The sequence below is a fragment of the Aliidongia dinghuensis genome, assembly GCF_014643535.1.
GTDB classification, from domain to species: domain Bacteria; phylum Pseudomonadota; class Alphaproteobacteria; order ATCC43930; family CGMCC-115725; genus Aliidongia; species Aliidongia dinghuensis.
The window spans coordinates 105,548-129,618 of the sequence record NZ_BMJQ01000020.1; the positions used below are offsets into that span (position 1 = coordinate 105,548).

Genomic DNA, 24,071 nt, shown 5'->3' on the forward strand with positions numbered 1-24,071 from the left:
TGGAATGCCGCGATGGATTACATCGACAGCTACTATGCACGAACGCTCGAGGAGCGATCGGACTACCCGATCCTCTCGAGCGGCCTCGACGTCGAAACCCTGGTGGTCGGCGGCGGTCTTGCCGGGACCGCCACGGCTCTCGACCTGGCGGAGCGCGGTCGCAACGTCGCGCTCGTCGAGGCCAACCGGATCGGCTGGGGCGCTTCCGGCCGCAACGGCGGCTTCGCCTCGGAGGGCTTCCCTCAGGGCTACATGGCGCTGGTCAAACGCGTCGGCCGCGAACGGGCACGTGAGATCCATCAGGTCGCACGCATGGGCCTCAAGCTGGTACGCGACCGCATCGACGCCTATGGGATCGCCTGCGGGCCACTCCAGCAGGGCGCCCTCCGCTGCAACATCGCGGGGCATGGCGACGACCTTCTCACCTTCCGCGACTTCATGGCCGGCACATTTGACACCGTCATGGAGTACTGGCCGCGAGCGCGCGTGGAAGACGCGCTATCAACGACCCGCTACGCCGACGCGCTTTTCGTGCCGAGCACGATTGCCGTTCATCCGCTCAATCTCAACCTGGGCCTGGCCCGCGCCTGTACCGAACGCGGCGGCAAGGTCTTCCAGGAAACGCCGGCGCTGTCGATAGACCGGCGTGGCGATCGCGTGGTCGTGCGCACGCCCGGTGGCCGCATCACTGCCAATCAGCTGGTTCTGACCTGCGGCGGCTACATCGATGGGCTGCACGGTCCGCTGTCCCGCGCGACCATCCCGATCGCGACCTTCGTAATGGCGACGGAACCGCTCGGCGATCGGCTGGCACGGGCCATCCGCGTGCCCTACGCGATCTTCGACAATCAGGTCGGTGTCAACTACTACCGCCCGCTTGCCGACGGGCGCGTGCTCTGGGGCGGGCGGGTGCTCGCCTGGGAACCGCCGGTCGACCGTATCGCCGCCTTGCTGAAGCATGACATTGCCAGCTTCTATCCGGACCTGGCCGACGCACGGGTCGAGGTCGCCTGGGGCGGCGCCATGCCGATGACCCGTCATAAGCTCCCCGTCATCGGCCGGACCGCGCCGAATGTCTGGTACGCGACCGGCTTCGGCGGCCTCGGGGTCACGCTCACCTCGGCATTTGGTCGCCTCATCGGACAGGCGATCGCCGAGGGCGACGAAACCTGGCGCCTGTTCGAGGCATTTGGCCTGCCCTTCGCCGGCGGCAAGCTCGGCCGCATCCCGGCCCAACTCGTCTACTGGTCGCACAAACTGCGCGCCAGGCTCGGCCCGGCGGGCGCGCACTGATGGCGCCCGTGCTGGACCAAGCATCGCCGCCCCAGGGCCTGTGGGCCGCGACCGGCCTTGCGGCCCGTCCGGCCGAAGCGGCGCGCTCGGACATCTCGACCGAGGTCGCCATCATCGGCGGCGGCTTCTGCGGGCTCTCGGCCGCCCTTCACCTTGCGGAACGCGGCATCGAGGCGACGGTCCTCGAAGCCGAGGCGGCGGGCTGGGGTGCGTCGGGCCGAAACGGCGGCCAGGTCATTGCCGGCCTGAAGCTTGATCCGCGGGAGATGGTCGCGAAGTTCGGGCGGGAGCAGGGCCAAGCGCTGCACCGCTTCGGCGCCGCCACCGCCGACCTTGTGTTCTCAATCGTCGAGCGGTTCCAGATCCGCTGCGAGGCTCATCGCGACGGCTGGATTCAGGCGGCCCGCTCTGAGCCCGTGCTGGCGGCGATCCAGGCGCGCGCCGCCGACCTTGCGCACCAAGGCGAGGCGGTCGAGCTCATCGGGGCCGAACAAATCGCCGATCTGACCGGGACGCGTTTCTTCGCCGGCGGCATGCTCGACCGTCGGTCCGGCACCGTGCAGCCGCTGAGCTACGCCCGCGGCCTCGCCGCCGGCGCCGTCGCCACGGGCGCGCGCCTCGTGCACGGCTGCCGGGTCACGGGCCTCGCGCGCGAAGGCGGTCGCTGGCGGCTGGAGACCAGCGGCCCGAAAGCCAATGGCCCCACGGTGCGCGCCCGCCACGTGCTGATCGCGACCAACGCCTACCTGGGCGACCTCTATCCCGTGCTCAAAACCGCAATGATTGTGGTCGAGAGCATCCAGATCGCGACCGAGCCGCTCTCCGCCGCACTCGACCGGGCAGTTCTGCCGAGCCGCCTGCCGGTGTCTGACCTCATGGATCTTGGCGTCTATTTTCGCCGCGATGACGCAGGCCGCTTCGTGATCGGCGGCAGCGGCAGCCTGACCGGCCGGACTTCGCCCGCGCTTTTCACCGCCCTTGCCCGCTCAGCCGGCGTGCTTTATCCGGCGCTCCGGCCCGAGCATTTCACCAGCCGCTGGGGCGGCAAACTGACGCTGACACCCGACCATCTGCCGCGCCTTGTCTCGCCCGAGCCCGGCCTCCATGTCGCCTACGGCTGCAACGGGCGCGGCGTGGCACTCATGACCATGATGGGCAAGCTCGCAGCCGCACGAATCGCCGGCGATGTTTCAGACGACCTGCCGATCGCGACCCTGCCGCCGGCCCGCTACCCGCTCCACACTCTGCGCCTGCCCGTGATGATGGCCGTGCGGCGTGTCCGACGCCTGCGCCGCACCTTCGCCCGCGGCTAGTGCCGCCCGAGGAGATCTTGAATGGACCTGCCGAACTCGCTTCACGCCCGCGACATCGCGCACGTGCTGCATCCCTATACCAATCTCAGCCTGCATCGGACCGAAGGGCCGCTCATCATCGAGCGCGGCGACGGCATCCATGTCGTAGACGACCAGGGCAACCGCTACATCGAGGCGATGAGCGGCCTGTTTTGCGCCTCGCTGGGCTTTAGCGAGCAGCGCCTCGTCGAGGCAGCGGTCCGGCAGATGAGCGCACTGCCGTTCTACCATTCGTTCGGGCACAAATCGAACCAGCCGGTCGTCGAGTTGGCCGAACGGCTGCTCGCAATGGCGCCGGTGCCGATGTCCAAGGTGTTCTTCGCCAATTCCGGCTCGGAGGCGAACGACACGGCGGTCAAGCTCGTCTGGTACTATCACAACGCCATCGGCAAGCCCGACAAGAAGAAGATCATCTCGCGCATCAAGGCCTATCACGGCGTCACGGTCGCAACCGCGAGCCTGACGGGCCTTCCGAACAATCATCGCGACTTCGACCTGCCGATCGCGCGCATCCTGCACACGGACTGCCCCGGCTATTATCGATTTGGCCGGCCGGGCGAGAGCGAAGAGGAGTTCGCGACCCGCTGCGCCCAGTCGCTGGAGGATCTCATCCTGCGCGAAGGGCCGGACACGGTCGGTGCCTTCATCGCCGAGCCGGTGATGGTGTCCGGCGGCTGCATCGTGCCACCGGCAACGTATTTCGCGAAGGTCCAGGCCGTCCTGAAGAAATACGACGTGCTGCTGATCGCCGACGAGGTCATCTGCGGCTTCGGCCGGACCGGCAACATGTTCGGCAGCGAGACCTTCGGGCTCGAGCCCGACATGATGACGATGGCGAAGCAGCTCTCGGCCGCCTATCAGCCGATCTCGGCGCTCATGGTCAACGCCAGGATCTTCGAGGCGATGGTGGCGGAAAGCGAGAAGATCGGCACGTTCGGCCACGGCTTCACCTATAGCGGCCACCCGGTCGCCGCGGCGGTGGCACTCGAGACGCTCAAGATCTATGAGGAGCGCGACATCCTCGGCCATGTGCGCGCCATAGCGCCTCGCTTCCAGGCGGCGCTCCGGCGGCTCGGCGAACATCCACTGGTCGGCGAGGCACGCGGCGTCGGGCTCGTCGGCACGCTCGAGCTGGTGCAGGACAAGCAGACCCGCGAGAATTTCCCGCCAGCCATGGCGGTCGCAGCCCAAGCCGGCAAGCTCGCCCAAGCCCACGGCGTCATCACCCGTGGCATGGGCGACAATTTCAATCTTTGTCCGCCGCTCATCATCACCGAGCGGGAACTCGACGACCTGATGGTCCGTGTCGAGCGGACGCTTGACGATACAGCCCGTTGGCTCGACGCCAGCGCGCACCGGTAAGAGGTCGCGCACCATGCGAAATTTCGAGAACTCGGGACGGTCGCTCGCGGCGGGCCGGCACGGAATGGCGGCGACCTCTCATCCAACGGCGACCCTGGCGGCACTCGATATTCTTCGCGACGGCGGGAACGCGATGGACGCCGCCGTCGCTGCCTGCGCCGTGCAATCGGTCGTCGAAGCCGGGTCGACGGGCATTGGCGGGGACTGCTTCGTCCTGCTGTCCAGAGAGGGTTCGGAGGATATCGTCGCCTACAACGGCTCCGGCCGCAGTCCAGCAGCGGCAACGGCAGCCTGGTATCGCGACCGAGGGATGACCGCGCTGCCCCGTCAGTCGCCACATGCCGTGACCGTGCCGGGCGCGGTCGAGGCCTGGGCTCGGCTCGTTCATGACCATGGACGCTTGGACCTGGGCCGGCTTCTGAAGCCGGCCATTGAGCTCGCCCGTGACGGATATGTCCTGACACCGCGCGTCGCGCGCGATCTCTCGCTGCAGGCGGAACTGCTGTCACGCAATCCGGCGGCGGCCGCTACATTCCTGGCCGGGGAAAGCGCGCCCGAAATGGGCAGCACCCAGCGCCAACCGGCGCTTGCCGAGACTTTGACTGCGATCAGCCGCCATGGACCGAGCGCGTTCTACACAGGTGCCGTGGCCGAGGACATGGTCGAAACCCTGCGGGATCTGGGCGGGCTCCACACCCTGGCAGACTTCGCCGCCGCCGCGGGAGAATATGTAACGCCGATCTCCGCCGACTACCGCGGCCACACGGTCTACGAATGCCCGCCGAACGGCCAGGGCGTCGTGGCGCTGATGATCCTCAAGATCCTGTCACGCTTCCGGCCGTCGGGCGATCCACTCGCCGTCGAAAACCTCCACCGCGAGATCGAGGCGACCCGGCTTGCCTATGCCGCCCGGGATGCCTTTGTTGCCGATGGCACGGTTCCGGTCCAGCACCTGCTGTCGGACAGATTTGCCGCGGATCTCGCGGACCGCATCGATCCGGAGCGGGCGCTCGACCCGTTGCCGGCTTTCGACACGGTCGAGCACAAGGACACGGTCTACATCGCCGTGGTCGACAAGGACCGAAACGCGGTCAGCTTCATCAACTCGATCTTCCACCCGTACGGTAGCGGGATCATGAGCCGACGCTCGGGCGTGCTATTCCACAACCGAGGCCAGAGTTTCTCGCTTGAGAGAGGTCATCCGAACGAACTCGCGCCGAGGAAGCGCCCCATGCATACGATCATCCCTGGGATGGTCGCGAAGAATGGCCGCGTCGTCATGCCGTTCGGCGTCATGGGCGGCCACTACCAAGCTATGGGCCATGCCCATCTGCTGTCGAAGATCTTTGATTTCGGCATGGATTTGCAGAGCGCCATTGAATTGCCGCGGCTCTTTCCCCTGCCCGGAGGCAAGAGCGTCGAAGCGGAGGAGCGGCTGCGCAACAGCATCGGTGGCGAATTGGAGCGTCGGGGATTCAAGGTCCAGCCGCCAAATTGGGCCATTGGCGGCGCGCAGGCGATCTGGATTGACTGGGAGCGCGGCACATTGCTCGGCGGCTCCGACCCGAGGAAGGATGGTTGTGCACTGGGCCTCTAGAGCCGGATCGGAATGAGTGGAATCGCTTGGCGATCCACTCATTTCGTGAATCCGTCTCTAATCAAATAGTTAGAGCGCGATTCACGCATTGGCTGGTTCCAGCCAATGCGACCGCGCTCTAGCCCAAAGGGAGCGTTCACGCGGCGCGAAGCAGCGAGCTGATGGAATACTCTCGGCGCCGCTCGTGCCCGCTCCCGTTTGTTCAGGGATGACCGCCCAATCGGCCGCGGGATCAGAGCGGATCGAAGGCGCGGATCGGCGGCAGGTTGCCGGTGAACCGCTCCACCTCGACTGTCGTGAGCTGCCCGGTGCAGCCCTGGGCCAGGTTTGATGTGCCGACGTCCTGCGTCAGGACATTCGGATTGCCGTGCACGCACATGGGCTTGCCCTCGACGGGATCGACCGGGTCATACCATGCCCCCGTCGGGAGCTGGATCACGCCCTGCCGGATATCCTCGGTCAGATGCACGCCAGCGAGGCAGGCGCCGCGCTCGTTGAACAGGCGAATGATGTCGCCGTCCGCGATCCCGCGTACCGCCGCATCAGCCGGATGCATCCGGGCCACTTCCCGGTCCCGGTGCTTCGCGTCCATGCTGTGCCCGCCGAAATCGAGCTGGCTGTGCAGGCGCGTGGCCGGCTGATTGGCAACCAGGTGCAACGGCGCCGGGGCGCTCGGGCAGTTGGCCGGGCCAAGCCAGGCCGCATGGCCCGGGCAGGTGGCCTCGCCGAAGCTTGCGATGGTCTCGGAGAAGATTTCGATCCGCCCGCTCGGCGTCACCAGCGGGGCCTGGTCCGGATCTGCCCTGAACGCACGCAGCCGGCCGCCGTCATCTGCCTGCTGCGGCAGGTCGAAGCCATCCCCCGCCCAGAAAGTCTCGAAATCCGGTGCGGGAAGGCCTTGTTCTTTCAGGGCCGCGCGGGTCGGCTCGTAGAGATGCTCGAGCCATTGGCGCGTCGTGCGGCCCTCCGTGAAGGCTTCCCGCCTGCCGAGCCGTTCTGCCAGATCGGCAAAGATGGCGTAGTCGTCGCGGGCCTCTCCGAACGGTTCCGCGACCGGCCGCATCGGCACGAGCAGCGGGTCGTGCGTGTTGCCGCCGATATCTTCCCGCTCCAGGGTCATGGTGCAGGGCAGGATGAAATCCGCGTGTCGTGCCGTCGCGGTCAGGCCGAGCTCATGCACCACCAGCGTATCGACGCGCGCGAACGCCTGGCGCAACCGGTCCAGGTCCTGGTGATGATGGAAGGGATTGCCGCCGGCCCAATAGACCAGCCGGATGTCCGGGTAAGTCCGGGTCTCGCCGTTGTAGCGATACGGGGCACCGGGGTGGAGCAGCATATCGGCGATGCGGGCGACCGGGATGTAGTCGCGGATGCCGTTTCGCCCCTGCGGCAAGGTCGGCATCGGCACCGCATTGGTGCGCCGCCCATAATAGGCGATGGCACCGAGCGCATAGCCGAAGCCGCCGCCCGGCAGCCCGATCTGGCCGAGTGCCGAGGCGAGCACCGCGCCCATCCAGACCGGCTGTTCGCCGAACCGTGCCCGCTGCAGGGAATGCGACACGACGACCAGGACGCGCTTCCCAGCCAACCGCCGGGCCAGGTCGACGATGGTTTCGGCCGGCACGCCGGTCAGCGGTGCTGCCCAGGCGGCATCCTTGGGCTGGTTGTCGGTCTCGCCGAGGAGGTAGCGCTCGAACATTGCCCAGCCGACGGTGTAGCGGTCGAGGAACGCCCGGTCATGCAGCCCCTCGGCGACCAGCGTATGGACCAGGGCCAGCATCAGTGCCGTGTCCGTGCCCGGCTCGCTGCTGATCCATTCCGCACCCGCCTCGTCCGGCAAATCGGCCCGCAGCGGGCCGACGAGGACAAACTCGCACCCGCGCGCCCGGGCGCGCGCCATCGCACCGCGCTCGACATGGCGGCTGATGCCGCCGCCCGCGATCATGCTGTTCTTGAGCGCCATGCCGCCGAAGGCGAGGACGAGGTCGCTGTGCTCGGCGACCTGCTCCCAGGACACGTTGCGCTTGGTCAGGTCCTCATAGTCACCGATGATATGCGGCACCAGGACGGAGGATGCGCCGGAGCTGTAGCTGTTGACCGAGCGGACATAGCCGCCCATGGCGGTGTTGAGGAAACGATGCACCTGGCTCTGGGCGTGATGGAACCGCCCGGCGCTCGACCAGCCGTAGGAGCCGCCGAACACGGCGCCCGGTCCGTGCCCGTCGCGCACCCGGGCGAGTTCGCCGCCCAGGAGATCGAGCGCTTTTCCCCACGACACGGGGACGAACTCGTCGCGCCCCCGGCGCGGGTCGGGCCCGGGCCCTTGCTCCAGCCAGCCGCGGCGGATCATGGGCTGGGCGACCCTCGCCCGATGCCTGAGGGCTGCGGGAAAATTCTGCAGGATGCCGTTCGGGTCGGGATCGGCCGGATGCGGCCGCACTTCGAGCCGCCCTTCCTTCCAGCGCGCCGAGAAGGCGCCCCAGTGCGAGTTGTGCGGCACGAAATCGGTCTCGGGTCCAGTGTCGTCTCGAGAAAACAGCGTGGTCGACATGGGGAGATCCTTATCCGTTGCCTGGTACGCCGGTGCCGGGCGTGCCCATCGAGCGTCTCAAGCTCATTGTGCAGATCCCCAAGCACCGCATTGGCAATCTCAAAGATCGGCCGTAGCGGATGATCCTGCCGCAACCGTGCCCGAAGGCCATATAGGGAAGCAAGGCCCCGACCGCACGTCAGCCCCGCGCATCCCGTCCTCCCTCCGAAGCTCGCGCCACAAAGGGAATCACGTTCGGCCCCACGGTACCACCTTCTTGTTCGACAGCCTGCCAGGCCCGACACATCTGCTCCAGGAGGCCGTCAGCGACAAGGCGCGGCACGCCCTCATGGCGGCCGATGCCGCCGAACGCATCGCGTCGCCGCTGCCCGAGAGGTATGGAGCCCTAAAGAGAGCCGGGTTGACTGGTAACGCGATCCAGCCCCTGCCTTTCCTGCTCCGTCAGTGCGCTTTTCTGCTGCTCTGTCAGCTTGCCATTGCCAAGCATATGGACAGCGCTATCGGGATCGTAGCTCTGCACATCTTGCTTCCGCCGACGGCTGTCGTTCCGCTGTTCCCGGGCCGGCGAACTTTCGCCGCCGCCATAGCCGATGACCTCGACGGTAATGATCGAGGGCAGGTCCTGCGCCGGTGAGCGGTTGCTTTGCCTGGCCGCGTCGGCGGCGGCATTGGCCGCGGCGCCGGCCGCGTTGGACGCGGAGCTTAGCGCGCCGACATCGATGGTGGCCGCCTTCGGCACGCCGATCGTCTGGCCCTGGACTTGGGCGTTGGCGGCGTTGGCGACGAACTGGGCGGCGACGATCAGGTTGCCCGACGAGCGGATGCCGGCGGCACCGAAGTCGACCGTGCCGCGCGGCGCGATGGTCTCGACATTGGCCGAGGGCGCTCCGGGGATGGTCTGCAGCGTGGCGATGCCGGCGCCGGTTACCGCACCCCGCGCGTCGCGCGTGCAGTAGAAGTCGCTGTCGCAGACATAGATCGGGGGCGGCACGTCGGCGAGGGTCTTCGAGCCCTTGCCGGCATTAATATCGCCGTTCGACGACCAGATGGTGATGGCACCGCCCTGCTCGGTGAAGATCCGGCTCTGCGCCAGGAGCACGCTCCGGTCGGTGAAGATGTCGATCGCCCCCTGCTCGAGCGTGAGCACGCCCTGGGTGGCGGCCGACTTGCCGGTCGCGGGCGGTGCCGAGCTGCCGCCGATAAGCGCCTCGCCGCCAGGGCCCAGGAGCGCGATGTTGCCGCCCTGCTGGGTCTGGATGGTGGTGTTGCGGATGTCGAGATCGCCGGTCGAGACCAGGGTCTCGGCACCCTGCTTGCCGCCGTACAGGCTGTTGGCGGTGTAGCCCATCGCCGCCGGGAACAGCGTGTTGATGGCCTGATAGCCGCGCGCGTACTGGTGATAATAGGAGCTCGACGGATCGTTGTAGTCGACGCCGACCTGGGTCAGCACGGTGAACAGCGCCTGCCGGTTGAAGCGCTGCTGTGCCGCTTCAGGCAGGGCCTGGAACTCGGCCCAGGCCTGGTTCAGCGTCAGCGTCACCGACGGCTTGTCCTTCTTGAGCCCGGTATCGATGCCGGTCCCCTCGTCCCAGGTCTCCATGAAGGCGACGAGCGCCTGCTCGACCGCCGGTGTCGCGACCGCCGGATCGACATAGGCCTTGATGAAGGCGGCGTTGGCGACGCCCTTGCCCACGCCGAACAGCACGTCGATATCGGCGCTCTCGTGCGGCAGGTAGGGGTCGATGGCGTTGCCGACGGCAACGATACCGGTAGCAACGCCGGTGGTCCCGTTGGCGGCGTTCGTGGTCGTGTAGGACGGCGTGAGCGGGCCGATATTGCGACCGGCCTCGACGTCGAAGCTGCCCGGCCCACCCGTTTGCAAGCTCGGAACCGGCGCATTCGTGTCCGCGGCAAGGTTGGGGCTGTCCCAGATGTCCCGGCCGGCGATGATGCGGGTGATGTCGTCCTGGCGCAGGTTCTGGCCGCGGAAGTCGAGGTTGGTGATGTCCTGCCCGGCCCGGATCTCGGCCGGCTTGTCGACCGAGAGGGTGATGAGGCGGTCATACAAGCCGCTCCCGTCGGACGCCACCATGCCGTCGGTGATGCTGCCGGTGAGGCTGTAGATGCGCACGGGCTGGCTGTCGCCGGCATGGAGTGCCGTCGGCGAGTGATCGACCAGCGCGGGCGACAGGAGATTGAAGTCGAACACGCCGGAGCTGGTGTTCATGTTGATCGGCATAGGGTTGAGCGGCGACGGCAGGGCCGCGGGCGAGGCGTCGATCATGCCGAACTGCAGGTCGGCGTAGTTGGAGTTGGGCGTCCGCTGGAAGGAGATCGACTGGTCGGCGATCAGGCTGAGCTGGCCGGTCGCGGACGGATAGAGCTGGCCGGCGCGATCGATCGAGAGAGCGCCGTTGAACGCCGTGAACGTCACCGTCGCGGGCAGTATGTTGCTGTCGTCGTTGACGGTCGCACCGGGGGTGCCGGCGTCGATCGGCGAAAGGTCGGTCAGCGAGTTCAGCGCCACGGCGCCGGTGGTCGAGACCACGTTGACGGCCGAGCGCGCCGAATAGCTCTGCGCGTCGGCGAGCCAGGTGGCGGTCTGCGCGCTATAGCCGTTCTGCAGCGTGGTTCCCTGGATGTAGGACGGATTGACGATCGCGCCGATATCCGCGCCCTGACGGGCGGTGACATCGAGCACCCCGTCCTGCACGGCGAGAATGGTCGAGACGCCCTCGGTCGTCCCGAATAAGACATTGAGGATGTGCGTCAGCCCGCCGGACGCGATCTGGCCACCGGCGGTGATCGTGCCGGTGCCCTTGGCGACGAAATAGTCGCCGGCGAGGATGTTGCCGCCGGCTGTCACCGTCAGGTCGCCGCCGCCGACCGTGTTGACCGTCGCGCCGCCGTTCGGGAGATACCAGCTGGTCGGCAGCGACACGGCCAGGTTCTGGATATTGCCGCCGGCGGAGATCGCGACATCGCCGCCGACGCTCATGACGCCCTGGTCGAACGCGCCGAAGTTGATCGAGGCCTGGGTGACCTGGCCGTTGGACGACCGGACGTTGCCGGTCTGCATCCAGGGCCACCAGAACTGGCTGATGGCGTCCCCCGAGCCCGTGACGCTCTCGACGCCGGTGATGTCGTTGCCGGCGTGGATCGAGATATTGCCCGCCGCATCCGGATTGACGGCGCTGGTCGCGAGCACATCGTAGGCACCGAAACCGCTCTTTCCGGGGACGATGCTCGCACTGATCCCGAGGGGCGCACCCGCCGCCGGCGCCCCGGCCGTGTAGATGACGCCCGGCGCAACCGGATCGAGCAGGCTCACATTGTTCGCGGCCGCAAGGTCGATCGACCCGGTGCCCGTCCGGATCGTGGTCGGATCGAACAGCGGCTGGCCGTTGCCGTCGAGATAGCTGAAGTGGCCGTTGAGAGACAGGTTCCCGGAGCCCCTGGCCGCCGCAGTTGCGGCCGGTTCGACGCCGAGCGGATCGGCGCTGCCCAGGTCCGCGCCGGCGACGATCCGGTAGGACGAACTCTGGCCGCCCAGCAGGGTCGCGAAGCTGACCGGCAGCGGATTGCTCGGGCTCGCCACGCTCGCCGGAGAATTGCCCGGCAGATTGCCGATGTTGACGCCCGTATAGGGAATGGAGAGCGGCGCCAGCGGCGCGTACCAGACGCTATAGGCATTGGCCGGCTTGGTGGGCAAAATGCTGTGCGTCTCGGTCAGCTGATAGAGATACCCGTCATACACTTGAATATATTTAGGATAATCCGCTGGGTTTCTCGACAATTCCGGCGGCGTCGGCGTCCCGAATTTCTTGAAGGGCCCAAGTCCACCCGAGACTGTATACCGGGAGTATCCAAAGAGCCACCCGCCGGGATTTGAAGCCGACGCCGTTAAATTGGGGCCGTAATAGGCGATGAGATAGTCCTGATAAGAGGAATAGTTGGCAAGGACCGGAGCAGGCGTTCTGAGGGCGCTCACAGCCAGAATATGCCCCGCATACTGTGCGCCTCCCCATGCACTGATATCGGTGCCCCAGGCGTTGGCGTAGGAGACATAGTCGCTGTAATACGCCGACGCCTGACCCGTGAGCGGGGCGCTCAAGGCGAGGTTCGGGTCGAGCGCCGTGAGCGGCTGGGTCGAGCCGTCGACGTACTGCACCGTCACCGACGCCGGGTCGTCCGCCGCCATCAGCTGCTGGTAGAGCGACAGGGCGGCGGCATAGGTCCCGCCGGCAGCGCCGCCGCCGGCGGCGCCCAGGACGCTGGCGATCTGGCTCTGGAAGAAACCGTCGGTGATGCTGGCGTCGGCAATGAAATTCCCGGCGGCCCGGAACGTGATACGCGGCGCGATCGTCCCCTGATAGCGGTAGGCCGGGATGATCGTGCCGACGTTGTTCGGCTGGCCGGCGCCCAGGTTCCAGTTGGTGAGGACCGTGATATTGCCGCCATTGACGGCGGGGTTCGGATTGACCAGATCCACGCCGGGTGCGGCCTGGAAGCTGGCGATGCCGGCGAACCGGCCGGCGAACGCCGGGGTCGCGCCCAGGCCGTTCTCGATGAAGCCCATGAGCGTGCCGGGCACGGCCGCTTTGGCGTCTTCGTTCACATAGCCGTAGAAATTCTGGTGATCGGCGTTCGCCGTGGTCGGCGTGAAGTAGGCGTTCTGCAGGTAGTAGCCGAGATTGTTCGTCGTGCCGTCGCTGTTGGTGAGCGTGCTGCCGTCCCAGGTGGCGAGCGTGTGGCCGCTCTGGTCGGCGAAACTGCCGGCAACGAGCGCCGGTTGGCCGGCGCTCGGCACGCTGTCACCGTACCAGCCGGCCGGATCGATGATGCCGTTGAAATGCTTGGCGCCGGTCGAAGGATCGATCGTGCTCCAGGTGGCGAAGGCCTCGAGCGTGGTGGCGCGCGCGCCCTTGATCTGGGCGCCGGACGCGATCGCCACATTGACGTCGCCACCGACCAGCAAGGGGGCGCGGAAGGTGACCGTGCCGCCGGAGAGCCCGCCAGCCATGCCGCCCGAGACGTCGATCACGGCATTGGGCCCAAGCGTGATGCGCCCCGAGTTCGCCGCCGAGACCAGCTCGTAGCCGTAGGTCGGATCGAGCTGGACGACACCGCCCACCGTGTCGGGCGTGCCGACCGTGCCGAGGATGACCGTGCCGCCGCGCGTCGTGGCGCTGGAGCCGGTTGCCAGCAGCGAGCCCTCGAGGTCGACGCCACTCTTGCCGTAGAGTGCGATCGTGCCGCCCTTGATGCCCGAGGCGTCGATCGTGCCGAGGATGGTGATCAGGCCGCCCGAGGGGTCCTGCCCACCGACGCCGCCATCGGCGGTGAGCGCGACCGCCTGCGCCTTCAGCGTATTGCCGGCCGAGAGCGTGAGGTTGCCCGCGCGGCTATGGACCGTGATGGCGCCGTCGACGCCGCTCGTGGCGAGGCGGATCGCCAGATTGTCGAGATCGACCGCGCCGCCGGTGTCGAGCGTGAGCGCGCCGCCGGCATAGCCGGGCGCCGCGTTGCCCTTGATCGTGCCGGCGAGTTCGACGGTCCGGACCGGTGCGGAGAGCACGAGGCTGCCGGCGGCACCACCGCCGGGCGCGCCCGAGAAGTCGAGCGTGGCGCCGGCCTGAAGCACGACGCTCCCCTGGTCGGCAGTCAGCGCGATCGCACCGGCAGGGGCATATTGGGCGACGTCGAAGAACGGCTTGGCGACGCCGGTGGCGCTCACGGTCGAGCCGGCGCCGAGGGTAAGGTCGCCCGAAGTCGCCTCGAGCGTCACATTGCCGGCCGGAGCGGAGATCGTGGCGCCGTTGACCGCGATCGAGCCGCCCTTGAGCGAGAGCGCGCCGCCGACCGGCGTCAGAGCGAGCGCCGTCCCGTTGCTGCCGCTGAGCACAAGCGCGCCGGTGGTGGTGAGCGCGGTCGCCGAACCGGTGCCGGCGATGAACACGGGGGCCGCGAGGTTCACGGCCGCGCCGCCCAGGTCGAACGAGCCCGAGCCCTGCCCGACGATGCCGTTCGTCGCATTGAACGCGACCGTGCCGAAGCCCGAGAACGCCTTGGCGCCAGTGCCGAGGTCGAGCTCGCCGGCATTGACCGTGAGGCTGCCCGGGCCGGCGCTCGCCGTGCCGACCGGCGCCCCTGCCTCGTTCGTGAAGGCGAGCTTCGGCGCCGTCAGGACGACATGGCCGTCGCCGATGAAGGCACCGGCCGACAGATCGACCGTCTGGCCGAAGCTCAGGTCCAGGTCGCCGTCGAACAGCATGGCGCCGTAGCTTCTGAGTGCCACCTGCTGGGCGCTGGCGAACTGGGTGAGGCCGTTCGGCCCGACCACGAAGCCGAAGAGACCGGTGGGTTGGGCAGCGCTGGTGAAGGTGACCTGCGGCGCGTCGACCGCGATCGCCGTGCCGGCGAAGCGGGCGGCCGGATCGAACGAGAGGTTGCCCGAGGAGTCGAGCAGCAGCGCCACCCCACCGTCGATGCTGGCGCCCGCCGCCACTGTCAGCAGACCTTGCGGGTTCGAACCGACATTGCTGCGCGCGACCGTGACCTGGCCGCCGTTCGAGACGCGCAGCAGCGCACCGTCGCCCGAACTCGTGGTGCTGCCGATGGTGATCGGCAGCACCGAACCGCCGAGGCTGCCTCGGGCGGCGATGACGCTGCCCGACTGGACCCACAGCCCGTTCGCCGCATTGGCATCGGCGCCGGTCGGATCGGTCTTGGTGACGAGCAGGATCTCCGGCCCGGTCAGCGGGTCGGCGGCGTCGTTCGACACGACGACGCTGTTGGCGAGCGGCGTGATCGCGACCCCGCTCGCCGTCTGGCTGCGCGTGCCGCCGACGAGCAGGCTGCCGGCGCCGAGCGCATCGAGGCCGCCGGCCGAGAGCTGCAGATAGCCCGGACGCGCCGGCTCGCCCGTGCCCGTGATCTGGATGTCTTGCGAAGCGATATCGACCTGCGCCGCGGCCCCGCCGGGGGCGGCGGCCGCCTTCAGGGTCGTGTCGAGCACCAGGCTGCTCGTCGCCGCGAGCACGAGCCGGCCCGCGTCGCGCGGCAGCACCGGCGCCGGCTTGCCCGCCCGCTGCGCCGGCGTCGCGAAGTCGAAGCCGTTGGCGCTGGTCCGCGTGTATTGCGAATATTGCCCCCAGGCGGCAGCCGACTGCACGGTGAACTGGACCGGCGTCGCTTGCCGGGCGCCGGTCAGCGCATCGACCGAGTAGCCGGAGACGACGTTCGTACCGTCCGGCAGGATCGCGGCCTGGCCGGGGATCACGGTCGCGGCGCCGGTGTTTTGCACGACCCGGAAGGCCCCGGGGAGCGTCGCGTACTTGGCCGGCAGCAGCGTGTAGGTGCCGGCCGGCAGGCCCGGCACGCCCGCGAGATAGACCGCCTTACCGACAAGGTCGCCCGAGCCCGCCTGGCCGACGCCGAGGCTGGTGGTGCGGCCCTGGTTCGCCGGGTCGGGCTGCTGGGCATAGACCGGATCGTAGGCCGCGACCGGCGCCTGATAGCCCGGCACAATCGCATAGACGTTGCGCGCGTCGGCGTAGAGCGGCACGGTCGTGCCGCTGGCGCTGGTCGCGTAGCTGATGTTGTACTGGGACAGCAGGTTGCGCGAGCCGCCGGTGCCCGGCACCCATTCGATCGCCTGCAGGTCGCCGCCGCCGGCGAGGTCGACCGTTGCGCCATGGTCGAGCGCGACACTGGCGCCGTTGACCGTGATCACCTTGGCCGGCGCCGTCGTCAGGTCGGGCACGCTCGTCTGGTTCGGCACGGCGGCATATTGCCATTCCTTGCCGTCGATGGTGACGCCGTAGGGCACGGTGGCCCCGTCGAGCGAGACGGAGGTGACGCTGCCGGTCGCGAGCGCCACGCTCTGCGTGCTGGTGAGCGGCAGGCTGTCGAACAGCGTCTCGGTCGCGCCATCGCCCGCGTTGCCGACGCCGAGCACGATGGCACCCGACGGCGCGCGGATCGTGCCGGCCTGCACGATGTCGGTGGCGTCGACCAGCAGCGTGCCGCCGGCCGAGAGCGGCGTCGAGGACGCGCCGTTATTCAAGAATGTGATCGTGGTCGGCGTCGGCCCGACCGCGTCGAGGATGAAGCTCTCGCCGCTCACCGGGTAGAGGTCGGCCGCCTTGAGCGTGAGATTGCCCGGCGTGAATAGGACGCCTGGCGCGAGGATGTCGGTGCTGGGCAGCAGCCCGGCCGACGACAGGCGGATGTCGCCACTGCTGGCGAGGCTCGCCTGCCCGAAATTGCCGAGTGCCACCTGGTTCTGGAGGTCGATGAAGCCGGCGTCGATCGCGAGCGTCGCATCGCCCGCGGCGGCGGCGGTGTTGACCAGCGAGGCGGCATGGCTGTCGGTCCGGCCGACGAGCGCGACATAGGGTGCGGTGATCGAGACGGCAGCGCCGCCGGTATCGGTCGTCCCGGCAGCGAGCGTCGGGATCGACGTGGCAGCCGACGGCAGCGCCAGAATCTCGGATGCGTTGATCACGACCGCCCGGCCGAGCGTGAGCGCGACATTGCCGGCGAAGGCAATTGGCGGACTGGCGTCGCGATTGGCCGATTTTCCACCCAGCACCAGGGTCGTGATCCCCGAGCCGTCAAGGCGGTCAGCCGAGAACAGGATCGTGCCCGGATTTGCGTTCGGAACATTCTGGCCTGGTATCAGGCCCGCCGGCATCAGGCTGCCGCTCTGCTGCAGGACTAGGCCGGTGGCACCCGCCAGACCGCCGCCGCCCGCAAAGGCGCCGGCGTGGCCATTCGAGACGGTTTCGGGCAGCAGGGTGAGCGAGCCGCCCTCGGCTTGCGCCGCGCCGGACAGAGCCTTGAGCGTACCGTCGAACAGGAGGCCGCTGCCGGCACCGAGCGTGATCGACCCGGCATCGCTCCAGGCCAGTTGCGGTGCGTAGGACGCGCCTGCGATCCTGCCGGGCACTGCCGCCTGCGGCTGGTCGAACGTCGCCAAACTGCCCGACACGTCGATGATCGATCCCGCTTCCGCCACCACATAGCCCGTGTCGTCGGACAAAGTGACCGTGCCGCCGGCCAGCACCTTGCCCACGGTCGGGACCTGCAGGCGGCCGCCGATATTGACGGGTGCGGCAGAAGGGTTGGCGAGTGTCGTGCCGGAGACGTCGAGCACGGCATTGGCCCCGAGCCACACCGATTTGTCGGGTGTCGTGAAGGGCTGGTTGCCCGCCATGCCGGCGGCGCTGGCATAGTCGGTGTCGCCGGTCAACGTGATCGCGCCGCCGGGTGCCCGGATGGTTCCCAGCACGGTGACACCGTCCGTGCCGCCGAGCGTCACGGACGCGCCGGCATCGGCCTCGATCGCCGCACCCGCGCCGACCGTGGCGCGATTAGCGACGCCGTCATAGTGATCGAGCGCGCCGCCGAGGCCGCCGGTCCAGCCGACGTCGCCACCGGCGGTCAGCGTCAGGTTGGTCGCCTGACGGTGATAGGCGTCGATCGTGCCGAGCGTGGTGAGGCCGCCTTGGGCGATGCTGGTCCCGCTCGGCGCTTGGGCGAGCGCGGTGAGATTGGGAATCAGGTTCTGCTGGGTGAGATGCACCTCGGTGCCGTCGGCGATGGTCGCGTCGTACAGCGCGTTGAGCTGGTAGGACCCGAAGCCCTGGGTGGCGAAGAAATCGGCCGGCAGCACCATGGCCCAGGCGGGCGCCGCAGCCGGGTCGCCGCCGATCTGGAAGCCCAGCGCCTGCAGCGTGAGCTTGCCGCCGCCCGAGAAGCCGGCGCTTCTGATCGTCCCGTCCAGCACGAGCGTGCCGGTCGTCGGCTGCGTCGCCGGGTGAAAAGAAGAGAAGCTGTCTGTCGAATGGAAATTCCAGGTGGTGAGGGAGACGCTGCCGCCCTGGCCCACCGGCACGCCGTTCTTCGAGAGCAGGCCGTTCGCCAGCAGCACGCCGCCGCTCGACACGTCGATCAGGCTGCCCTGGTCGAGGATGATCGAGGCGCCCAGACCGCCCGACAGGCTGATCGCACCGCCGTTGACGAAATTGGCGGCACCGGGCGCGCTCGTGAGAGCGCCGTCGTTGACCCAGAGGCCGGCGGTGCTGAGCACGCCCTTGGGCCCGACGGTGATATCGCCGCCGGCGACGCCGGGTACCCCGGCGATCCCGTTGATACCGTCGCTCTCAAGCGAGATGGCGCCCGAGGGAATGACGATGCTGCCCAGCACGGTGATCGGGCCGCCGGCCGCCGCCTTGTAATTGAATGAGCCCCCCGGCTGGAGGGTGAGCACCGTGCCCCCGGCCACGGTCAGCCCGTAGCCGGCCTGCGTGCCGCTGCCCGGGTTGATCGTCACGTTGGCGAAGCCGCCTTGGCTCAGCGCGTCGGCCGGAACGGTGCGCCAGAGGAGCACATTTTCCGGATCGTTCGGGTCGAGCGCCTTAAGCGCCGCCGCATCGAACGGCGTCGAGGCGCCGAAGTTCGGATCGAAGCTCGCGAGCGCGGGCGCCTGGCTCTGGATGATGAAATGGCCAGGCTCGCTGGTGTCGACAAAGGCTTGATTGATCGCTGTGAGACCGCCGCCGTCGCCGAGGTCGAATGTGCCGCCCGTGGGCAGGAACGAGTTGCCGGCCGCGGTGCCCGACGGCGCGCGGCCGGCCGCAACCTGCTTCAGCCCGGCGAGTGCCTGGGCCGACAGGGTACCGTCCAGCACCACCGCACCCCGGCCGTAGACCGTCAAAGTGCCGGCATTGCCGCCCTGGATATAGTCGGCCTCGTAGGTGCCGCCGGCGATGAGGCCGCTGGTGAAGGTCTCGGAGACCTTCCAGCGGTTGTGGTCGACCGTGAACTGCCCGGCAAAGCCGAGATAGGTATCGTTCGGATCGGCCTTGCCGATATCGACCCGGTGGCCGCTGGCATCCAGCAGCTGGGCCGTGTTGATCGTGCCGCCGAGATAATGCACATAGCCGCCGTCAAGGTTGAGCGACGAGCCCGACGCCGTGATCACCTCGTTGCCGGCGAGCGTAATCGAGCCGGCATTGGTCAGGAGTTGGTCGATCTTGCGCGGCATCAGCTGGGCATAGCCCGTGGCGTTGAGGATCGGGCTGCCGGCCCAGGCGAGCCCGTCCGCCGTGGTGCCGGCGACCGTGCTGTCGAGCACGAGGTTCTTCACCGGGTGCAGCGGATCCAGCAGGAAGCTGTTGCGCTGCAGCGGCGAGTCGGCGAGCTCGTTCTGCGTGATGATCGGAATGGTGAACAGCGTGGCCGAGACCGGCAGCTCGACGTCCGACAGGCCGGCGACGTCGATCGTGGCGCCATTGTCGATGTAGATGCGGCCGGGGATTGCCGTGTCGCCCACGGGTGGGACCGCAATTCCGGTGGGATTGCCCGGCTGTGCCGCCTGGCCGCCAGTGCCGTTCTCGATCTGCGTCGCGACGGTCACCTTACCGCCCGGCGCCTCGAGCAGCGAGCCGTTGCGGAACATGATCGAGCCGCCGTTGATGGTGACGCTGCCCGGCGTGAAGCTCGCGGTCGGCGACGAGGTCGCCGTCTCGCCATCCTCCTCGGGCAGGTTGGCGGTGACCGAGCCGGCCCCGAACGACACCAGGCCGGCACGATGATAGGTTTGGCTGCCCGAATCGGTCGTGACGATCCGCCCGTCGAGCGCGCTGATCGTGATGCTGCCCGGGTAGCTGACGCCGGTCGTCGCCACGACCACGCCGTTCTGGGCGACATTGGTGCCGAGCAGGTTGATCGTGCCGCGCTGCGCCTGGACGAAGCCCGTGTTGGTCAGCACCGAGACCGGCGTCGCGTCCAGGCCGCTTTCGTTGCTGATCAGCTGTCCGGTGAGTACCGGCGCAAGTTTGGCCGATGCGCTGCTGTTGGTTCCAACAGGATCGAAGCTGACGCCGATGCCGGCCGCGAGGATCGCTTGGCCGTCGGGTGTCGAGACCGTACCGGCATTCGAGACATTGGTGCCGGCGATCAGGACATAGCCGCCATTGCCCTGAGCGCCATTGCCATGGGTCGTGATGCTGGCACCCGCCTCGATCGTGATGTCGCCCGGCGCGTGATAGGCATCGGTGAAAATATCGGCCTGGATGCCTTGCCCGAGCACGAGATTGAGCGAAATGCCGCCGCCGCTGCTCGACTCCGGCCCCGCAATGCCGGCGTTGAGGAAAGTTGCGTTGCTGGCCGCGACCGCCTTGTCGTAGGCGACCGAGCCTGGCGTCAGACCGGCGATGGTCTCGCCCAGGAACGCGAGCGACGAGGCGATGAGCGTGTGGGTATCGACTTGGGCACCCCCGCCGAAGATGATGCCGTTGCGGTTGATGAGATAGACCGAGCCCTCGGCCTTGATCGAGCCCAGGATCCGGCTCGGCACGCCCGACGGATCGATAATGCGGTTGAGCGCGATCCAGTTATTGCTGCCGTTCGACTGCGTGCCGCCGGTCTGGTCGAAATGCACCGTCGTATTCTTCGACACGTTGAAGCTCTGCCAGGTCAGGATCGCCTTCTGCGCCTGCTGCTGGATCGTGACCGTCGTCTGCCCGCCGCTCGTCGCTTGCGTCGGCAGGTTGGCGCCCTGCCACACGGCGGCGTCACCCGCGTTGGGGGCGACCTGCAGCCCGCCCGGGGCCAGACCGCCGGGGATCGTGCCCGACGCCTGGAGCGCCAGATTGCGGGCCGCACTCTCAGCCACCTGCATCGCCTGCAGCGCCTGGGTCGCCCGCGCCAGCGAGTTGCGCGCCTGCTGCGTCGCGGTCGCCGCCTGCTGTGCCGAGGTGATTGCCGAGGCTGCTGCCGACGCCACCGCCGAGCTCGCCGACCCTGCCCCGCTCTGCGCCAGGATGTTGCCCGCTTCAGCCGGTGCCGCGGCGGCGAACAAGGTCAGTGCGCTGACGCTGGTCAGGAGGGCGGTCTGGAAGGTACGGCGGGACCGGGACGCAACGGGACGAACGGGCATCGGACTCTCTCGGCAAATAGGCAAACCAAGAGCATCGATCGTGTCCCCAGCCGGGAAACGACGACGTCTCACTAAGCTGACGATGGTCCGGGAACGGATCTGAACTAAATTTATGATGACAGTTTCGTATCACCCCGATTAAGGGGAACCTTCAGCTCAGCAGGACAATTCCGCCCGGGAGCGGCCGCGCGCTGGCGCCGGTGGCCCGCTCGATCCAGGCCAGCACCTCGTCGATCCGGTCGATCCGGAACCGGCCGCTGACAGCTCTCCGCCCGAGCGCAGCGTTGAGCAGGATAACCTTGCCGGGCCTGTAGCGGTTGATCTCGGCAACTGCCGCGGCAAGGGGCGTATAGCGGAACACGATGAAGCCGTCCTGCCAGGAGGCGGCCTCGACCGGGTCGATGGCAGCACTCTCCTCGAGGCCCGCCTCGCCATAGCTGAGCTGCCGGCCGGCATCGAGCGCCACCGCCTCGCCGCCTCGTTCGACCCGAACCTCTCCGTCAAGACAGGTGACGCAGACGCTCGCCCCGGCATGGCGGACATCAAAACGCCCCCGGCTGGCGACGGTTCGGCCGCCTGCCGCCTCGACGATCAGCGATCCGTGCGGCTGCGGCGGCATCACGAAAGACGCCTCGCCGGCGATCAGCGTGACGCGTTGCGCCTCACCCCCGCCGCCGGCGGCAACGGCAATGCTGGTCTGGGTATTCATCCGGACCACCACGTCCGCCAACGTGATGCGGCGCTGCTCGCCGGTCGCAGTCCGATAATCCGCCTGGAGCTCGTCGAAGGACGGCCACAGGCCGAGCGGCGGGTCGACGAAGCCATAGGCCACAGCGGCCGCGGCGAGCGTGCCGGCACCGGCCAGGAAGGCGCGCCGGCGCATCCGGGCGGGATGCCCCGACCAGCTCGGCATGCCTTGCTGCTGAATGAAAGTCCGGCCGCCGGGCCCAAGGCTCTTCCACAGGCGGAGCGCCTCGGCATAAGCGGCCTCATGCGACGGGCTCAGCCGACGCCAACGAACAAGCGCCTCGGCATCGGCAATTGTCGCCTCGCCCGACACGAGACGCGTCACCCAGCGACGGGCATCTCGCTTCAAGAGGTCGACCTCCTTGGTCCGGCCGTCGGTCATTCTTCCTCAGTCCCTGAACCCATCGGCTTCTTGGCGGCCTTGGCAAGAGGCTTTCGAACAGTTGACGTTTCTACGGCCCTCGATCTGAACTTCCGGGCGGAAAACTTTTCGAGCCGGGCGGCGCAATAGTCCTGCGCCTGCTGCAACTCGCGCTGGACGAAGCGGACCGAAACCTCGAAGCGGTCGGCAATTTCCTGACGGGGCAGGCCCTCGACGCGTGCCGCCAGCAAAATCGCCTGCTGACGCACAGGAAGCTCGCCGATGATCTCCGCGAGCGCCTCCAGCTCCGAACGCGCTTCCACCGTCCGCTCCGCATCCGGCATCTCATCGGCGATTTCAAGCAGCGTCTCGATCTCGGAGGTGCTGAGGCGCCGGTTTTCGGCGCGGACATGGTCGCGCGCGATATTGATCGCGATGCTGTAGAGGAAGGCGTCGAGGCTCCGCACGCCGCTCAACTCGCCGCCGCGCTCCAGGCGTAGCCAGGTATCCTGAAGGGCATCGCCGGCGAGATCCGCGGAGCCCAGATAGCGTGTCAGCCGCTGCTTGAAGTCCTTGTAGCGCTCAAGCAGGCGATGCTGCAGCGCTGCCCAGCCCACCTCGGTCATCGATCTCCCCTTGGCGACGGTTCCGCATCGGCGGTGTCGCATTGGCGGACGAGATCGGGCGTCACGAGGACGACCACGGGCTGCTCGAAGCCGGGCGGCGGCGGGCTGCCGAGCGACAGGTTGCGCACGGCATGATCGAACGCCCGGTCGACGTCGGTCCGGCCCGTCGGCGCCAATTCTTCCGCCCGTGTCACTGTACCGGCCGCCCCGATCCAGAAACCGAGCGCCATGCGGTATGCACCCGCCCGTATCGTCGGCTCCGCACAGAAGGCCTGCTTCAAGCCCGCCTGGACTCGGCCGTTGTAGGCGCTGAAGACAGCAGCGTCCTTGACCGGCGTCGCCGGGGCCGCTGTCGGATCCGGCACCAGCAGGACTCCGTCGGCCGCCATGTATTCCGGCTTGAGCCCTGTTCCGGCAAGCAGCATCCGCAGTGCCACCCCTGCGGTGAAGATTCCCGCGACGGCCGTCGAGCCTCGCCCGGTCGCCAAACTCGCGTCGTAGACCACTTGCCAGCCCGACACTACGCTATAGCTCTCCAGCGCCGAAACCAAGGGTTGGGCCGGAAGATCGAACGCGATCGGTCTCGTCGGATCGGCAGGGATGTTGTGCTGGTCGGCCGCGGTCGCGGCCTGCGTGAGCGCGGCGCCGGCGAGCCAAATGCTCGCCGCCAGCGACAGGGCATGCTCGAACGGATTGGTTCTCCAGCAAAAGGGCCGTCCGATAGTATTGCTGTAAAGCGCCAAAGACCGTTGCTCCCGAGGGGCCGCCCCGATAGGAGCATGCGATCCTAGGGTTGATCCTTTACATCCATGTGTCATCCGGCCTGCGGTATGAACAACACCGACGTCTGGGTCCGCGAGGGCGCCTATGGCACGGAAGCCGATCCGGACGCCGTCTCGACCTGGCGGCACCAGGGCTCGACGCTCGTCTTCCTGCGCATCCAGGGCACCGACACGGTCGGGCGGGTCGTGATCCCCGATGCCCGGTTCGAGGAAGCGCGTCACGCTTCCTATTTCTCTTAAAAAAATGGCTGGGGCCTCTGTTGAGAACCCAGCCGAGTGACAGGGAGGTACGCCCGAAGGCGCGGGTGCCGCCATTTGCCCGCTGCTAGAGCGGTTTGCGACCTGAGTGATTCGAGGATTCCCAAAGGCGCGTGATCGTGATTCCCTACGATGGGAGGTGGGTCACGATGACGAAGCCGCTATCCGTTGATTTGAGGGGCCGTGTCGCGCG

10 protein-coding genes are annotated in these 24,071 nt (G+C 68.0%); 5 read left to right on the forward strand and 5 right to left on the reverse strand.

The window, feature by feature from the left end; translation table 11 throughout:
- Nucleotides 1–12 precede the first annotated feature (12 nt).
- Genes IEY58_RS29215 through ggt form a run of 4 tightly spaced genes read left to right on the forward strand, consistent with a single transcriptional unit; the run spans nt 13 to nt 5,604 of the window.
- Nucleotides 13–1,293: an NAD(P)/FAD-dependent oxidoreductase gene (locus IEY58_RS29215; protein ID WP_189051703.1), complete on the forward strand. Its 1,281-nt coding sequence runs from the start codon at nt 13–15 to the stop codon at nt 1,291–1,293.
- A complete protein-coding gene (locus tag IEY58_RS29220; RefSeq protein ID WP_189051704.1) occupies nt 1,293–2,606 on the forward strand; it encodes an NAD(P)/FAD-dependent oxidoreductase in 1,314 nt (437 codons plus the stop codon). Before IEY58_RS29215 ends, IEY58_RS29220 begins: the two co-directional genes overlap by 1 nt.
- Before the next feature lie 21 nt (nt 2,607–2,627).
- Nucleotides 2,628–4,007 (forward strand): aspartate aminotransferase family protein, encoded by a 1,380-nt coding sequence (locus IEY58_RS29225; RefSeq protein WP_189051705.1) that lies wholly within the window; start codon nt 2,628–2,630, stop codon nt 4,005–4,007.
- A 13-nt stretch (nt 4,008–4,020) separates the two neighbouring features.
- Complete coding sequence (gene ggt / locus IEY58_RS29230; protein ID WP_189051706.1) at nt 4,021–5,604, forward strand: gamma-glutamyltransferase; 1,584 nt, start codon at nt 4,021–4,023, stop codon at nt 5,602–5,604.
- A gap of 232 nt (nt 5,605–5,836) precedes the next feature.
- On the opposite strand, the gene IEY58_RS29235 is transcribed toward ggt, so the two are convergent.
- From IEY58_RS29235 to IEY58_RS29255, 5 genes are all read right to left on the reverse strand, one after another.
- Nucleotides 5,837–8,155, reverse strand: a complete 2,319-nt coding sequence (locus IEY58_RS29235; RefSeq protein ID WP_189051707.1) for a molybdopterin guanine dinucleotide-containing S/N-oxide reductase — start codon at nt 8,153–8,155, stop codon at nt 5,837–5,839.
- A gap of 385 nt (nt 8,156–8,540) precedes the next feature.
- A complete protein-coding gene (locus IEY58_RS29240) occupies nt 8,541–21,104 on the reverse strand; it encodes a filamentous haemagglutinin family protein (protein WP_229744037.1) in 12,564 nt (4,187 codons plus the stop codon).
- A 151-nt stretch (nt 21,105–21,255) separates the two neighbouring features.
- Nucleotides 21,256–22,233 (reverse strand): FecR family protein, encoded by a 978-nt coding sequence (locus IEY58_RS29245; protein WP_189051708.1) that lies wholly within the window; start codon nt 22,231–22,233, stop codon nt 21,256–21,258.
- Nucleotides 22,230–22,838: an RNA polymerase sigma factor gene (locus IEY58_RS29250; protein WP_189051709.1), complete on the reverse strand. Its 609-nt coding sequence runs from the start codon at nt 22,836–22,838 to the stop codon at nt 22,230–22,232. The genes IEY58_RS29245 and IEY58_RS29250 overlap by 4 nt, the downstream gene beginning before the upstream one ends.
- The gene (locus tag IEY58_RS29255) at nt 22,835–23,581 is read right to left on the reverse strand and encodes an energy transducer TonB (protein ID WP_189051710.1); all 747 of its coding nucleotides are present in this window, start codon (nt 23,579–23,581) and stop codon (nt 22,835–22,837) included. Before IEY58_RS29255 ends, IEY58_RS29250 begins: the two co-directional genes overlap by 4 nt.
- An 87-nt stretch (nt 23,582–23,668) precedes the next feature.
- Between IEY58_RS29255 and IEY58_RS29260 the strand changes: the two genes are divergently transcribed.
- Complete coding sequence (locus IEY58_RS29260; RefSeq protein WP_229744038.1) at nt 23,669–23,860, forward strand: hypothetical protein; 192 nt, start codon at nt 23,669–23,671, stop codon at nt 23,858–23,860.
- Nucleotides 23,861–24,071: the final 211 nt, after the last annotated feature.